The sequence below is a fragment of the Salinivibrio sp. EAGSL genome (assembly GCF_013366455.1).
Lineage (GTDB): Bacteria > Pseudomonadota > Gammaproteobacteria > Enterobacterales > Vibrionaceae > Salinivibrio > Salinivibrio costicola.
In genome coordinates, this window is sequence record NZ_JABWMG010000029.1 from 1 (window position 1) to 14,962 (window position 14,962).

13 protein-coding genes and 4 pseudogenes are annotated in these 14,962 nt (G+C 39.3%); 16 read left to right on the forward strand and 1 reads right to left on the reverse strand.

Translation table 11 applies throughout. The features are described from left to right. The 16 genes and pseudogenes from HLG76_RS14075 to HLG76_RS14140 form a co-directional block, all read left to right on the forward strand. Nucleotides 1-815, forward strand: an 815-nt coding sequence (locus HLG76_RS14075; RefSeq protein WP_175993864.1) for an ISAs1 family transposase, incomplete at its 5' end; no start/stop codon positions are given. Between the two features lie 385 nt (nucleotides 816-1,200). Further along, nucleotides 1,201-2,214, forward strand: coding sequence for a glycosyltransferase family 2 protein (locus HLG76_RS14080; protein ID WP_175993865.1), 1,014 nt, complete (start codon nucleotides 1,201-1,203; stop codon nucleotides 2,212-2,214). After that, nucleotides 2,193-2,635: pseudogene (locus HLG76_RS14085) on the forward strand (ISAs1 family transposase); the annotation flags it as partial. The gene HLG76_RS14080 and the pseudogene HLG76_RS14085, both read left to right, overlap by 22 nt. A gap of 51 nt (nucleotides 2,636-2,686) precedes the next feature. Next, on the forward strand, nucleotides 2,687-3,022 hold the full coding sequence (locus HLG76_RS14090; protein ID WP_175993866.1) for a transposase: 336 nt from the start codon (nucleotides 2,687-2,689) through the stop codon (nucleotides 3,020-3,022). After that, nucleotides 2,974-3,861, forward strand: a complete 888-nt coding sequence (locus HLG76_RS14095) for an IS3 family transposase (RefSeq protein WP_175993867.1) — start codon at nucleotides 2,974-2,976, stop codon at nucleotides 3,859-3,861. Before HLG76_RS14090 ends, HLG76_RS14095 begins: the two co-directional genes overlap by 49 nt. Before the next feature lie 34 nt (nucleotides 3,862-3,895). Then, a pseudogene (locus tag HLG76_RS14100) lies at nucleotides 3,896-4,327 on the forward strand (ISAs1 family transposase); the annotation flags it as partial. Between the two features lie 61 nt (nucleotides 4,328-4,388). Continuing rightward, a complete protein-coding gene (locus HLG76_RS14105; RefSeq protein ID WP_175993868.1) occupies nucleotides 4,389-5,282 on the forward strand; it encodes a glycosyltransferase in 894 nt (297 codons plus the stop codon). Beyond that, nucleotides 5,283-7,172 (forward strand): asparagine synthase (glutamine-hydrolyzing), encoded by a 1,890-nt coding sequence (gene asnB, locus HLG76_RS14110; RefSeq protein WP_175993869.1) that lies wholly within the window; start codon nucleotides 5,283-5,285, stop codon nucleotides 7,170-7,172. After that, nucleotides 7,160-8,086 carry a glycosyltransferase family A protein gene (locus HLG76_RS14115; protein ID WP_175993870.1) on the forward strand — a complete coding sequence of 309 codons (927 nt, stop codon included), beginning with the start codon at nucleotides 7,160-7,162 and terminating at the stop codon, nucleotides 8,084-8,086. The genes asnB and HLG76_RS14115 overlap by 13 nt, the downstream gene beginning before the upstream one ends. Next, nucleotides 8,083-9,180: a glycosyltransferase gene (locus tag HLG76_RS14120; protein WP_175993871.1), complete on the forward strand. Its 1,098-nt coding sequence runs from the start codon at nucleotides 8,083-8,085 to the stop codon at nucleotides 9,178-9,180. The genes HLG76_RS14115 and HLG76_RS14120 overlap by 4 nt, the downstream gene beginning before the upstream one ends. Before the next feature lie 87 nt (nucleotides 9,181-9,267). Beyond that, a pseudogene (locus HLG76_RS15055) lies at nucleotides 9,268-9,429 on the forward strand (ISAs1 family transposase); the annotation flags it as partial. A 55-nt stretch (nucleotides 9,430-9,484) separates the two neighbouring features. Next, entirely contained in the window at nucleotides 9,485-10,621 is a 1,137-nt protein-coding gene (locus HLG76_RS14125; RefSeq protein ID WP_175993872.1) for a hypothetical protein, read from the forward strand. Nucleotides 10,622-10,641: 20 nt separating this feature from the next. Beyond that, the gene (locus tag HLG76_RS14130) at nucleotides 10,642-11,766 is read left to right on the forward strand and encodes a glycosyltransferase (RefSeq protein ID WP_175993873.1); all 1,125 of its coding nucleotides are present in this window, start codon (nucleotides 10,642-10,644) and stop codon (nucleotides 11,764-11,766) included. Next, the gene (locus HLG76_RS15060) at nucleotides 11,766-12,440 is read left to right on the forward strand and encodes a glycosyltransferase (protein ID WP_254877706.1); all 675 of its coding nucleotides are present in this window, start codon (nucleotides 11,766-11,768) and stop codon (nucleotides 12,438-12,440) included. The genes HLG76_RS14130 and HLG76_RS15060 overlap by 1 nt, the downstream gene beginning before the upstream one ends. A gap of 41 nt (nucleotides 12,441-12,481) precedes the next feature. Further along, nucleotides 12,482-12,907, forward strand: coding sequence for a glycosyltransferase (locus HLG76_RS15065; protein WP_254877707.1), 426 nt, complete (start codon nucleotides 12,482-12,484; stop codon nucleotides 12,905-12,907). A 63-nt stretch (nucleotides 12,908-12,970) separates the two neighbouring features. Beyond that, nucleotides 12,971-13,975, forward strand: coding sequence for an NAD-dependent epimerase (locus HLG76_RS14140; protein WP_175993874.1), 1,005 nt, complete (start codon nucleotides 12,971-12,973; stop codon nucleotides 13,973-13,975). Nucleotides 13,976-14,066: 91 nt separating this feature from the next. Here HLG76_RS14140 and HLG76_RS14145 read toward each other — a convergent pair. Continuing rightward, nucleotides 14,067-14,842, reverse strand: a pseudogene (locus HLG76_RS14145) (IS1634 family transposase); the annotation flags it as partial. Nucleotides 14,843-14,962: the final 120 nt, after the last annotated feature.

The window sequence follows — 14,962 nt, forward strand, 5'->3', positions numbered from 1 at the left end:
AAGTGGTTGCCATTGATGGAAAAACACTAAGGGGCTCATATAATCGAGCAACAGATCAAGCTGCTATTCATATGGTTAATGCATTCGCAACCGCAAATGGAGTGTGCCTCGGACAGTCGAAAGTAGACAGTAAGACAAATGAGATCACAGCCATCCCTAAGCTGCTGGAATTGCTCGATATTTCAGGTTGTTTGATTACCATAGATGCCATGGGTTGTCAGCACAAAATCGCACAGAAAATCATTGATAAAAATGCTGATTATTTGCTTGCGGTTAAAGGAAACCAAGGCAAATTAGATAAAGCGTTTGATAATTATTACCGCCCGGCAATGCTTCAAAAATTTGATGGTGATAGCTACGCATCACAAGAAAAATCGCATGGGCGTTTAGAAACACGATGTGCACTGATTAATACGGATTTAAGTGTATTAGGTGATTTGGCTTATGATTGGCCTGAATTAAAAACGATGGGCATCATGGTAAGTGTTCGTCAAGAAGGCAAACATGCTGAAGAGTCAGATATTTCAGTGCGCTACTATATAAGCTCAAAAGCACTGACAGCGAAAGAGCTTCATGATGCCACACGCTCACACTGGTTAATTGAATCAATGCATTGGCAACTTGATGTTGGATTAAAAGAAGATGCTTGCCGAATAAGAGTCGATGATCGAGCGGAAGTTTTTGCACGAATAAGGCAAATGGTTTTGAATTTATTAAAGCAAGAGAAGAGTTTTAAAGCCGGCATTCAACGCAAGCGAATGATGTGCGCGATGGACCAAGAGTACCTGGCGACCGTGCTGGGAAGCCTTTCATGACGCGGATGTTCATGCGTTTTCCGTGATCAATGTGCTTATTTATGCGGTTTATTTATCTTTATGGTCATCTTATAGTACTATAAAAATATTTGGTTCAGATATGTCGCTTCATAATGATGTTGAAGTAGATCAAAACAATAATTCTCTATTCATGACATTTCGGCATTTTAATAGTGAAAATACTAGAGAGTATTTGCGAAGAGTCCCGGTAAATCAGAAGGTGAAAATATGTTTTATATGCTTGATGGTTCAGCAAGGACATTTAAAGCACACATGGATTTAGCTTTATTTTCAAAACATCGTAATCAAAAAGTTTATAACTGTGCGTCATTCTCTTTGATAGATGCATACGAAAGAAAGAAATTTAGTATCAAAAGGTAGATTTATGATTACTATTCTTATGCCGGTTTTTAATGCTAGTAAATTTTTAAATGAATCTATTGGTTCGGTGCTTGCGCAAGATTATAAGAACTGGGAATTAATATGCATAGACGATCAATCATCAGATGACTCATTATCTATGCTTTATGATTTTTCAAGAAAAGATGCTCGAATAAAAGTGTATACCAAAGAAAATGAAGGGCCTGCACAAGCAAGAAAACTAGGTTTACAACATTCATCAGGCGACTATGTTACTCTACTAGATGCTGATGATGCACTAAGTCCTGACTTTTTAAGCCAGACCTTAGCTGTTGCTACAGAAACTGATGCAGATGTTGTGATGCCTGTTTTAATCCAAAATTGGAAGTCTGATAATCGTTCAGATTATGACTTTAATTTGAAAAACGGTTTGATGTTTAAACAAGAAATCGCTCCTCGTGTAGCGTTTTTAAAAACTATGCCGTGGCGTGTTCATGGGCTTAATCTGTATAAGGCAGAGCATTTTAAAAAATATGCATTGTCAGAAATTAGTAACATTAATAATTATAACGCTGATGAGTATCTGACTCGATTTCTACTTTTGTATGCTAATAAAATTGTGGTAAGTGAAGGGAAATATTTTTATAGAGCAAATAATAAGTCTATTACAACTACCTTCTCTTTAAGGAGAATAGGTCTTTTGAAAACCAACGAGGCGCTTTTTAATCTTGCGAAGAAAGAAAGATTTAATGACGAAGAGTTAAAGATGATAGCATTGCACTTTTTACGATTAGCAGCCGCACTTAAATACCAATTGCTAAAGAATAAAAATAAGTTGAATTATTCGGAGATGACTAATGCGATTGCTGAAATCAATAAAAATTACTCTTGGCATAATTATTTAGGGAATGATTTTAAAACTGTGCTGATGAGGTTATTTGTTCTGTTTTACCCATCATTTTTTTCCAGCTTGCTATCAATGTTTGTATCAATTAAGATGTTTTTTACAAATCAAAGGCATTACAAAAAGCCTTTATAGAATGGATGAAATCCTGTCATGAATTAACGGATGGCGAAGTGGTTGCCATTGATGGAAAAACACTAAGGGGCTCATATAATCGAGCAACAGACCAAGCTGCGATTCATATGGTTAATGCGTTCGCAACCGCAAATGGTGTATGCCTCGGACAGTCAAAAGTAAATAGTAAAACCAATGAGATTACTGAAATACCTAAGCTGCTGGAATTGCTCGATATTTCTGGGTGTTTGATTACTATAGATGCATGGGTTGTCAGCGCAAAATCGCACAGAAAATCATTGATAAAAATGCCGATTATTTGCTTGCCGTCAAAGCGAATCAAGGTAAATTAGATGAAGCGTTTGATAATTACTACCGGCCTTCAATGCTTCAAAACTTTGACGGTGACAGCTACTCATCACAAGAGAAATCGCATGGACGTTGGACTTGATCCGTTTTACTGGACACGCATCGACGATCTGAGGAGGTCAGTATGCCAGCCTATAAAACGGGTAAAAAGACAGCGCAATATTCACTAGACTTCAAGCTGAAAGCGGTTGAATGGAGCTATGAAACGCATCGAACAGTGAAGTCGGTTGCAGAGGCGCTTGATATCCATCCATTCATGCTATCGAAATGGCGTAAAGCGTATCGAGATGGAGAGCTTGGTATGGTCAAGTCCCAAAAAAATAAAGTGAAGCCAGACAAGGCGAAGGATGAGCTATCGGCACTCAAGCGACGGATCACAGAGCTTGAAGAGGAGAACGATATCTTAAAAAAGTGGCAACGCTTTCAAGCAGAACAAAGGCGCAAGCCTACCGATTCGTAAAGCAATATAGTGATGTTTACTCAGTAAAGAAGCTGTGTAGGCATCTTTCTGTGTCTCGTAGTGGCTATTATGATTGGCTAAGCCGCGGACAGTCAGGACATGCGCGCGCAGATAGTGAGCTAGGCGCAGAGATAGCGTTCATCTACCGTAAAAGCGAAGGCAGATATGGGAGTCCTAAAATCCATGCGGCGTTGAAGGCAAAAGGTCTCGCAGTGAGTCGTAAGCGTGTGGCCCGCTTGATGCGAGAAGCCGGCTTAAAGGCGAGAGTGGACCGTGTTTACCGTCGTCGGCAAAAGAGTCGGACGTTCTTTAAAGGACTCGTCAATCGACGCTTAGAACAAGAAAAGGCGAGCAAAATCAATCAACAATGGACTGCGGATGTTACCTACATAAAAGTAGGAAACCGATGGGGCTACTTAGCGGTAGTGATTGATGTTTACTCAAAAAAGGTACTTAGCTGGGCGCCCAGCGACAGACTCGATTCAAACTTGACGATGTTCACTATCGTCAAAGCACTCGCTAGCCGAAAGCCTAAACGGGGGCTGCTATTTCATACCGACAGAGGGCGCGAGTATTGTGCGGATAGGGTGCGACATTTACTGGCGGAACACGGTGTTGAGCAGAGCATGAATCGGCCAGGGAAATGCACGGATAATGCAGAAGTCGAGTCGTTCTTTAAATCGCTTAAGGGCGAGTTAATCAAAGATGCACCGATTGCTAACTTAAGGCACTTACGAGAGAAGCTCAGGAAATATATTCAGTACTTTTATAATCGAACACGGTTACACAGTAGCATTGGCTATATGTCGCCGATAGCGTTTGAAAAACAATGTACTTAACGAAAGACGTGTCCGTTAAAGTGGATCAACATCACGTTTAGAAACACGATGTGCACTCATCAATACCGATTTAAGTGTATTAGGTGATTTAGCTTATGATTGGCCTGAATTAAAAACGATGGGCATCATGGTGAGCGTTCGACAAGAAGGCAAACACGCCGACGAATCCGATATTTCTGCGCGCTATTATATAAGTTCAATAGCACTGACAGCGAAAAAGCTTCATGATGCCACTCGCTCGCATTGGTTAATTGAATCAATGCACTGGCAACTCGATGTTGGATTAAAAGAAGATGCTTGCCGAATAAGAGTCGATGGTCAAGCGGAAGTGTTTGCACGAATAAGGCAAATGGTTTTGAATTTATTAAAGTAAGAGAAGAGTTTCAAAGCCGGCATTCAACGCAAGCGAATGATGTGCGCGATGGACCAAAAGCACCTAGCGACCGTGCTGGGAAGCCTTTTGTGACGCGGATGTTCTTGCGTTTCTCGTCATTTTCTATCAATTTATTATATAAGAGGCCTATAAGTTGAAAGATACATACCCCCTAGTAAGTATTGCAATTATCACTTATAACCAAAAAGAATACTTGCGTGAATGTATTGAGTCTTGTTTAACACAAGATTATCCAAATTTTGAGATAGTTATTGCAGATGACTGCTCTACTGATGGCACTCAAGCGATGTTACGGGAGTATGAGGTTGCTTACCCAAATAAGTTTGTTTTAAGGCTTTCTGAAAAAAATCAAGGGATAACGCCAAACTCAAATGCCGCACACTTTGCTTGCTCGGGTAAATATATAGCGTGGATGGGTGGTGATGATCTAATGCTGCCGGGTAAATTAAATAAGCAAGTAGACTTTATGGAACGAAATCCAAATTGTACAATTTGCTACCACAATTTGGATGTGTTTGATTCTGAAACAGGTAAGACACTTTATTTTTTTAATAATAAATTAAAAATTAACGGAAATGTAAAAGCAGCCATCAGATATGGAACGTTTAATGGCGCATGCTCAAATATGGTGAGAGCTGAAAAAACACCTGTGCATGGTTATAACAAATCTTTGCCTGTAGCATCAGATTGGTTATATTGGGTTGAAACTCTCAGTAATGGCGGCACTATAGACTATATTGATGCTGTTCTTGGTAAATATAGACGACATTCAAATAATATAACTTGTAAAGAGAAATTTGTTACACAAAACGAGTTGGATCACTTGGTGAGCTGTCAAATTATGTTGGCAAAACTCCCTCAATATTTTAATGATATAATGTACATATATTCAAAAAGAATATTGGGGCTTAGACATAATTTAAATTATATAACGTGTTTATGGCGGAGTTTTTGTTTGCGCCCATCAATAAAAGTAGTTGGTGGTCTAGGAATGTATTTAACCACTTTCGGAAAGGTGAAATTGTAAATGTGTGGGATAGCCGGTTTGCTTGACTCTAGAAGTCAGTCAAGTATTGATGATTTAAAGAAAATGACTGATATCCTCTATCACCGTGGACCAGATGATGGCGGTTACTTTTTTGAAAGACTAGGCAGTGTACAGGTTGGCTTAGGGCATCGTAGATTGTCCATCTTAGACTTATCAAATCACGGTCATCAGCCGATGTCTTTTAATCATCTGACCATGATCTATAATGGCGAGGTTTATAATTTTAAAGAAATCCGTGTGGAGTTGGAAAAACACGGTTACCACTTTGATTCTCACTCTGATAGTGAGGTGATTTTAAAGGCTTATCATAAGTGGGGTATCGACGCAGTTCATCGTTTTAACGGTATGTTTGCGATGGCGATTCTCGACTCTCAAGCACAGACTATAACTCTAATTCGTGATCGTGCAGGCGTCAAACCACTGTATTGGTATCAAAAAGACGGTTTGTTAATGTTTGCTAGTGAGCTAAAAAGTTTTCACGAGCATCCCGCTTTCGTTAAAGAGCTGAATCACGACGGGCTAGCTTTATTTTTGCAATACGGTTACATCCCACAGCCTCATACTATTTTTAATCACACTCACAAATTGCAAGCAGGACATGCTCTTACGTTTAACATTAAAGATGCAACATTAAAAATTGATAAGTATTGGGACGTCATAGACTGTTATAACCAACCTAAGCTAGATATCTCTGAACAAGAAGCTATAAGTGAAACAGAACGCCTGTTAAAATCCGCTTGTGAATATCGTATGGTTTCGGATGTGCCTGTGGGCATGTTTTTGAGCGGTGGATATGATTCATCCGCAGTTACAGCATTGTTACAATCAGAGCGCACTGAAAAACTGAAAACATTCTCTATTGGTTTCCATGAACCTAAATATAATGAAGCACATCACGCTAAAAAAGTTGCTGAGCATTTAGGTACAGATCATACAGAATATTATTGTACACAAAAAGATGCTTTAGCTATTTTGCCTAAATTGCCAGAAATATGGGATGAGCCTTTTGGTGATGCATCCGCTATCCCTACCACCTTAGTCAGTCAGTTAGCTAGAAAGGATGTAACCGTTTCTCTTAGTGCAGACGGTGGTGATGAGATTTTTGCAGGTTATGACAAATACACTAGTATTGAAAAGAAAAAAAGAACATTTTCTCAAATCCCCTCAGTGTTATATCCCTTTATTAAAACTGGTTTAAATAGTGGTGCTGTACATGCAACAGCTAAAAAGCTTGGGATGTATAATGCGGATGTTCGCCTAAAGCGTTTTTCGTTAATGCTTGAGCAAAATGAGAAAGGCCTTTTAAAAATAGGCTCACAAACCTTTACTGATATAGATTTAGATATATTATTAGTTAATGACTATAATAAAGTGAAAACGGAATTTGATACGGAAATAAACCAAAATTGGTTAGATAATATACTGGCTGTCGATTATAAAACTTACCAGTTAGATGATATTTTAACTAAAGTCGATAGAGCTACAATGTCCGTTGGTCTAGAGGGAAGAGAGCCTTTATTAGATATTAATGTTATTGATTTTGTCGCTAGGCTCGATCCTAATATGAAAATTAAAAATGGATCAAAAAAACATTTGCTTAAAGAAATTACACACAAGTATATACCTCAAGATATTATGGATAGGCCAAAAATGGGTTTTGGTGTTCCTATTTTTGATTGGTTTAAATCAGAATTGAAAGAATATGTTCTATTTTATCTCAGCAATGATCGAATAGAGAAAGCCGGTATATTCAATACATTTTATGTTGCAACTCTACGTGATAAATACCTCGCAGATGCTGATATCAATGTTAATCAGATCTGGTTTTTATTAATGTTCGAAATGTGGAGAGAAAAATGGAGCCTATGAAACCTTACTTTACTGTTTTTACGCCAACATATAATCGTGCTGATAGGTTATTCCGTGTATATAATTCATTAAAAAATCAGACCTTAAGCGATTTTGAATGGTTAATTATTGATGATGGTTCTACAGACAACACGAAAGAGGTGGTTGAAGACTTTATTGGTAGGAATGAAATTAGTATTCGATACATTTACCAAGAGAATGGGCATAAGAAGAAAGCATTCAATCATGGTGTTAGAGAAGCCAAGGGATACTTTTTTATACCTGCTGACTCTGATGACGAGTTTGATAGTAATACTTTAAGTATTTTTAAAGAAATTTATAACAAGCAGCCTGAAGATGTAAGAGCTGTTATTTCAGGTGTCGTTTGTCTTTGTAAGTCTGAGGATGGTAGTGTTATTGGTGATAAATTTCCGAAGAGTGAGTGGTTATCGGATCAATTTGAAATGCGATATGTTCATTCTGTTAAAGGAGAGAAATGGGGGTGTATTAAAACTGATATACTTAGGTTATTTCCATTTCCGGAAAATATAATGGGGCATGTTCCTGAAAATGTCATTTGGACTCCTATTGCAAAGAAATACAAAGCAATATTTATCAATGAGCCTTTGCGCACCTATTTTACTGACGAGTCCGATAGTCTTACTAATTCAAAATTCTCAAAAGTGAACGCACATGGTGCTTTTATTTTATCCAAAGTGACTTTGGAACATGAATTGAATTATTTTTTCTACAATCCAGTTCATTTCATTAAGACAGCTACAAATTACACTCGATTTAAGCTGCATATTGATTCGCATGAAATAAAGTCGTTTGACTTTGTAGGTCGTGACAATTATCCATCATTAAGGAAAGGATTGATTTTGATGTGCATTCCATTGGGTTGTCTACTTTATTTGAGAGATCTTATTAAATGAAGGCTGTGTCAATTTTTATCAGTTCTCTTGCCGGCGGTGGTGCTGAAGGTGTCTGTGTTAACGTCGCCAACGGTTTAGCTGAAAATGGCTGGCAAGTTGATTTACTTGTTTTGCACACTAATAATGCAGTTTACTTAGAGCGTGTTAGCTCAAAAGTTAACTTACTCGAGCTGGGTGTTAATCATGCGCGCCATGCACCCTTGCCATTATTACGCTATATTCGACAGCATAAGCCAGAAAAACTGCTCGTATTTAATTACGAGTTAGCGGTATTAACGATTATGTTGCGTAGTTTATTTCGATTTAAAACCCAAATTATTGCTAGAAATATTAATACCTTTTCAAAAAATACAACTCAGCCACAAGGAAACTGGCGGCGTTATGTTGTTACACCTTTGATTAATCATTTTTATGGTAAATGTGACCATATAATTAATCAGTGCCAAGCGATGCGTGATGACTTAATTGCAGTATTCCCACATTTCGCAAATAAAACTAGCGTGATTTATAATCCAGTCGCAAAACATGTTGAGGATTACGCAAGATCGCATGATTTATCCCAAATAGAAAAACAAGATTATTTGCTTTGTGTCGGAAGGTTAGAAAAACAAAAAGCCTTTCACTATGTCATCGAGGGCTTCGCCGGTATTGCCAATCAATTTCCCAACCTACGCCTAAAAATTGTTGGCCAAGGCAGTTTAGAGCAATCATTAAAGCAATGCGCACAGGGTTTTGGTGTTGCCGATAGGGTTGATTTCGAAGGTTTTCAAGCGAATATGATCCCTTACTATCTCCACGCCAGGGGTACGTTACTCACTTCACTGTATGAAGGTTTTCCAAACGTATTGATAGAGTCGATTGCATTAGGCACGCCTGTGGTTGCATTCGACTGTCCAAGCGGCCCGAGAGAAATTATTCAAGAGGGAGTGAATGGGTATTTAGCCGATTACTTATCACTAGATGATTTACAAAAAGCATGCCGAAACTCTTTGGAAAAGCCACTTGCAAGAGAAGCAGTGCAGGCATCAGCTTATAAGTATTTTTGTTCGGACGTTATCAGTAACTATGAGGCTATTTTGACAGAGTTCGAATGAGTTCGAATGAGTTGGAATGAAATAATGGATGTGCTGATTTCGTATTTCTCCAACGGTAGCTTAACGTAGCATATAAAACCCTTTCTAATAAGAGTAGATGACCGAGCGGAAGTTGTTGCACGAATAAGGCAAATGGTTTTGAATTTATTAAAGCAAGAGAAGAGTTTCAAAGCCGGCATTCAATGCAAGAGAATGATGTGCGCGATGGACCAAGAGTACCTAGCGACCGTGCTAGGAAGCCTTTCGTGACGCGGATGTTCATGCGTTTTTTATATCTTGCATATCTCTTTGGTGTAAATTCAGTATGATGCCAGAATTTTTCTATGATCTCCCAAATGTTTTTTTTGTTTTTATATTTATTCTTGTGATGACAGCGACAAAGAAAATTCCTATTTGGTTGAGTATAATTCTCATTTTAACGTCACTTTTTCCTTTTCTTTTAAATGATGTTTTATTTCCTACCTCTTACATGCCTGATCAGTTTAAATATTTTAGTGTTGTAAGAAGCTTAAGAGAATTAGACATTCCTGAAGAATACTATTCGAGCACTGTGAAGACCGCGGGATGGATATTAGCATTTATACCTTTGCCTGTTGTTGAGTCGCCCACCAGTCTTGGTTTTTTTAATCGTTTCTTATATTGTTTTCTTATCGTATGGCTGTATCATAAGAAGAAGATAAGAGGTATTCCTCTTGTCTTTTTGGCCTTATACCCTAGCGCAGTGCTTTACACGTCACTAGCTTTAAGAGATACGCTAATACTTTTCCTCATGGTTATATCAATAATAGCTATTGTAGATGACAGAAAGAAAGTTCTGTTAATGGCGATGGTACCATTGTTTTTTTTAAAATTTCAAAATTTCTTTATAATAGCTTTGTTTTATCCTTTTTATTTAATCCTCACTAGAGAGACATTATTATATAAGTCGAGGAAATTGTTATTTCCTGTTATACTATTTTCTTTAGCTGGGATGGCATCCTTTATTCAAAATGTTATCTCCCTGGTAGACTTTTATCGTAGGGCGATGTTTGTTGAAGATGGAGGGGATATAGCGATGTATACTTCGTTGGTAGGTATTAGTGATTTCTTCAAGCTCGCTATTACTTCGGCGCCTCATTTCTTAATGAAACCGTTTTTTTGGGAGGTCGAAAGTAATCTACAGTTATTGCAAAGCTTAGAAAACATCTTCATGGCTATGTTCTTGTTTTTGCTTTTCAGTTCATCATTTTCTATTGATAAGAAAATATCTTTTAAGTGGTTATGCTTTCTGCTTGGGGCGCTTTCTATATATGGCATCGTTGTATTTAATTTCGGCACGGCAGCCCGATATAGATTTCCTTTTTTAATAGCTACCGTGATAGGTTTGACATACGATATTTATATTAATCATAGTGTCTTCTTATTGAGAAGAGTTAAAGTCAGGGTCAACTCAGTTACCTAAAAATAAAGAGTTATAAAGTAATGAAAGATGTGTTGCATGTGATAGCAGGGTTAGGTAATGGTGGCGCCGAGGCGGTATTATATCGTTTATGCCAATTCGATAAAAAAAACCAACATATTGTTATCTCTTTAATGGATCAAGGGAAATATGGTCCGTTATTAGAGGAGATTGGTGTACAGGTTTATTGTTTAGACATGCCAGCCGGGAAAATACGGTTTGCAGCATTAATTAAACTATACAAGCTCATTCGTCAGCTTAAACCTGATGTGATGCAAACCTGGATGTATCATGCTGATTTAATTGGTGGGATAATTGCAAGGCTAGTTGGGGTAAAAAACATTGTTTGGGGTGTGCACCATACCACTTTGGTAAAAAGTGAATCTAAGCGTTCTACGATCCTAATTGCCAAAATCAACGCCTTAATCTCTTCTTTTATCCCTCGTGAAATTATTTACTGCGCAGAAAAATCACGTCAAGTTCAACAGTCGATTGGCTTTAGCCCCAAGATTGGGCACGTTGTACCGAATGGCTACAATGTTGATGACTTTAAACCAGACTCTGATGCGGAAATGGCTTTTCGCCAAGAAGTTGGGTTGGCTGACGAGACGTTTTTAATTGGTCATGTTGGGCGGCATCACCCATTTAAAGATTATCCAACATTGGTAAACGCTGTTAGTTTGTTAACTAAAGAAAAGAGTGCCTTAAAAGTGGCAATGGTAGGGGGGGATTTAACCGCTGATAACATTCAACTCAATCAGTTGATAAAAGATAATATATGTACTGAGCATATCACGTTACTCGGTAGAAGGGATGATATTACGGCAGTTATGAATGGCTTTGATATTTTCGTGCTGTCTTCTGCTAGTGAAGCTTTTCCTAATGTATTAAATGAAGCCATGGCCTGTGGTACCCCTTGTATTACCACCGACGTAGGCGATGCAGCGATTATTGTAGGTGATACCGGATGGGTCGTGCCACCTAAAAACCCACAAGCATTAGCAAAAGCGATGTTAGAAGCCATGGAAGAAAAGCAAAATAACCCGCAAGCGTGGCAAGCGAGAAAACAAGCTTGCCGTGAGCGAATTGTAAATAATTTTAGTATTGAGAAGATGGTAGAAGGTTATCATCAAGTTTGGTTTGATTAATGAATATTGCTCTTGTATCTCAAAACGCCTCTCCTGGCCATTTGATTTTTCGGAAAGATTTAATAAAAAAATTAGTTGATGAAGGTCATGTTGTTTATGCTTTTGCTGTTGATTACACCCAAGCAACAAAAGCAGAAATTCAAGCGCTAGGGGCCATTCCAGTTGACTATAATCTACAACGTGCGGGGCTAAATCCAATAAAGGATTTGGTAACGATATGCCAATTGAGAAAGCTTTTTCGTTTTTATCGAATCGAATCTGTTTTTAGCTTTTTTATTAAGCCGTCGATGTACGCGACTTTAGCGGCTAAGTTTGCAGGCTGTACTAAGAGAATAGCTATGATCGAGGGGTTGGGGTTTATGCATACCCCTTCTGAATCAGGGTTCACGTTTAAACAAAAACTTTTACAACACGTACATGGTACACTTGCAACTATAAGCTATTATTTTGCTGATAAAGTCTTGTTTTTAAACCCCGATGACCCTAAGGATCTTAGCCATTTTGCTTTTATTAATGATCGGAAAGTTGAGGTTGTTGGTCCAATTGGCTTAGATTTGGATGCTTATCCTTATGAAGCGCCTCAGTTGAAAGATAATAAAATACGTTTTGTTTTTGTGGCGCGACTACTCAAAGAAAAAGGGGTTTTTGAATACATTGCTGCAGCAAAAAAATAAAGTTAAAACATCTTGATGCAGAGTTTGTTGTATTAGGTGGTTTGGATGAAGAAAATCCAGGAGGGATTAAACGCAACCAATTACAGGTTTTAGTTGATGATGGCACGATTATTTATCCAGGGTTTGTGAATGACGTACATAGATGGTTGCGATCTTCTGATGTGTTCGTCTTGCCATCCTACAGAGAGGGAATACCTCGTTCAACACAAGAAGCAATGGCAATTGGTCGAGCAGTTATCACCACAGATGTGCCGGGTTGCAGAGAAACAGTAGCTGACGGAGATAATGGCTTTTTAGTTCCCAAATGGGACGTGGAAGCGCTTGGTAAAGCAATGGAGTCGTTTATTTTAGAACCATCGCTCGTGCACACTATGGGTGAACGAAGCTATCAAATTGCAAAAGAACGATTTGACGAAAAGAACATAACGCCATTGCTCGTTAAATATATAGTAGGCCGACATCTATAGATTGTAATAGCGATGTTGTTAACGTTTCCTTTCTTTACTAAGTAACGGGCTTATATCAAGGATATGAAATATTTACTCACCGGCGTGGCCGGTTTTATTGGAAGTGCTGTGGCAAAAAAATTGCTGGCACTAGGGCACCAGGTGGTTGGGTTGGATAACCTCAACCATTATTATGATGTATCACTTAAGCAAGCACGGTTAGATAATATTCCTCTAGATCGCTTTACCTTTGTGTCGCTTGATATTGCCGATCGCATCGCGGTTGCGCAGCTATTCGAGCAAGAAAAGTTTGACCGTGTTATCCATCTCGCGGCACAAGCGGGGGTACGTTATTCGCTGGAGAATCCGCATGCCTACGCGGATTCAAATCTTGTTGGTCATTTGAATATCCTAGAGGGCTGTCGGAGCACAAAGGTTGATCACTTAGTGTATGCCTCGTCAAGCTCGGTATATGGCTTGAACGCTAAGGTGCCGTTTGAGACCAATCACTCGGTGGACCATCCGGTTTCGCTTTATGCCGCCACCAAAAAATCCAATGAGTTGATGGCGCACAGTTATTCGCATCTCTACGATATTCCGACCACTGGTTTGCGCTTTTTCACTGTTTATGGCCCGTGGGGCCGCCCAGATATGGCACCATTTATTTTCACTAAGAAAATTCTTGAGGGTGAGACCATTGATATTAACAACCACGGCGATATGTGGCGTGACTTTACTTATGTGGATGATATCGTCGAAGGCGTGGTACGGACTGCGGATGTGGTACCCGCGCGTCATGATGATTGGACGGTAGAGAATGGCTCGCCAGCCTCAAGCTCGGCGCCTTATGCGGTATACAATATTGGCCACGGTAGCCCGATCAACCTGATGGACTTTATCCAAGCGATTGAATCTGAGCTGGGTATTGAAGCGAAGAAAAACTTCAGAGAAATGCAGCCTGGTGATGTGTACCAAACCTATGCCGATACCCAAGATTTGTTCGAGGCTACCGGCTATCAGCCAAAAGTCGGTGTGAAAGAAGGCGTCGCGGAGTTTGTTGATTGGTATAAAAAATTCTACCAAATGTAAGTGCTTGGATACGGAAAGAGCAGCCTCGTGCTCGCTTCTGCGTTTTTGCTCTTTCTGTACTCTGTATTTAAACCGAGTTTCCGCACCTAATTTAGGAATAAACCGTTTCGTATAACTGACCCAATAGTTTCAGCAATCGTCGTTGATGTTCTCGTACACCGGTAATGAAGCTCTGATCGTCGAGTTCGAGTGTGTCGATCCCTTCAAATTTTAAGAATACCCAACGTGCCGTCGGTTTAGTCGTTGTTTTGTTCTTCACCATGCTTGGGAAGAACGCTTCAGTCTTGTTAAGTTGCTCTCTGATTTTGTGCTCTAGACTTGCGTAAACAAGAAGGCTAAGCGTCATTATCATCAGCAGTGCCTCAATGCGTTGAGTTTTTTTTAAGAAGATCGAAGACGTTAAGAACTCGGGGCTTTTCAAAAACGAAAGCCGCGCTCTACTTTTTGTTGGGATTTGTAATGTTCAAGCAATGCAGCCATGGTCAGATCCGTACTGTCAGTATCGTTGGTAGCAAGGATAAACATACCCACTTTAAGCTTAGCCAGTTTCACTTTATCTAGATCGGTATAAGGCGTGGCATCAATAAAGTAGCGGTATCCCGTTGGCTTAGCCCCCTTTTTAGGGCGACCGCGACCCGCATAGACAGCCTCTTTAATGATGATTTTTGTGCAAAGCCAATGAGGTGACATTGGTTTGCAAAGTCATCCATTGCCTGCTCGGCATCCATTGCACAAGCAAACTCTTTTTTCATAAGTTGGCCCAGGGCTTTCAGCTCTTTGGCGGCATTTTTATCTAAGTTCTTGTAGAACGTGACTTCTTCGCTTGGTCGCTTGCTCGCTATGAACCAACAACCATTTTTGAGTGACCCCCCGGTGTCAGGATAGTTGTCCAGATATTGAATCGCCCTAAAATCCAGCAATGGAGGGCTAAAGGAGGACACTATGCCGAGATATTCCGAAGAAAGAAAAGCCGCTATCCTCAAGAAA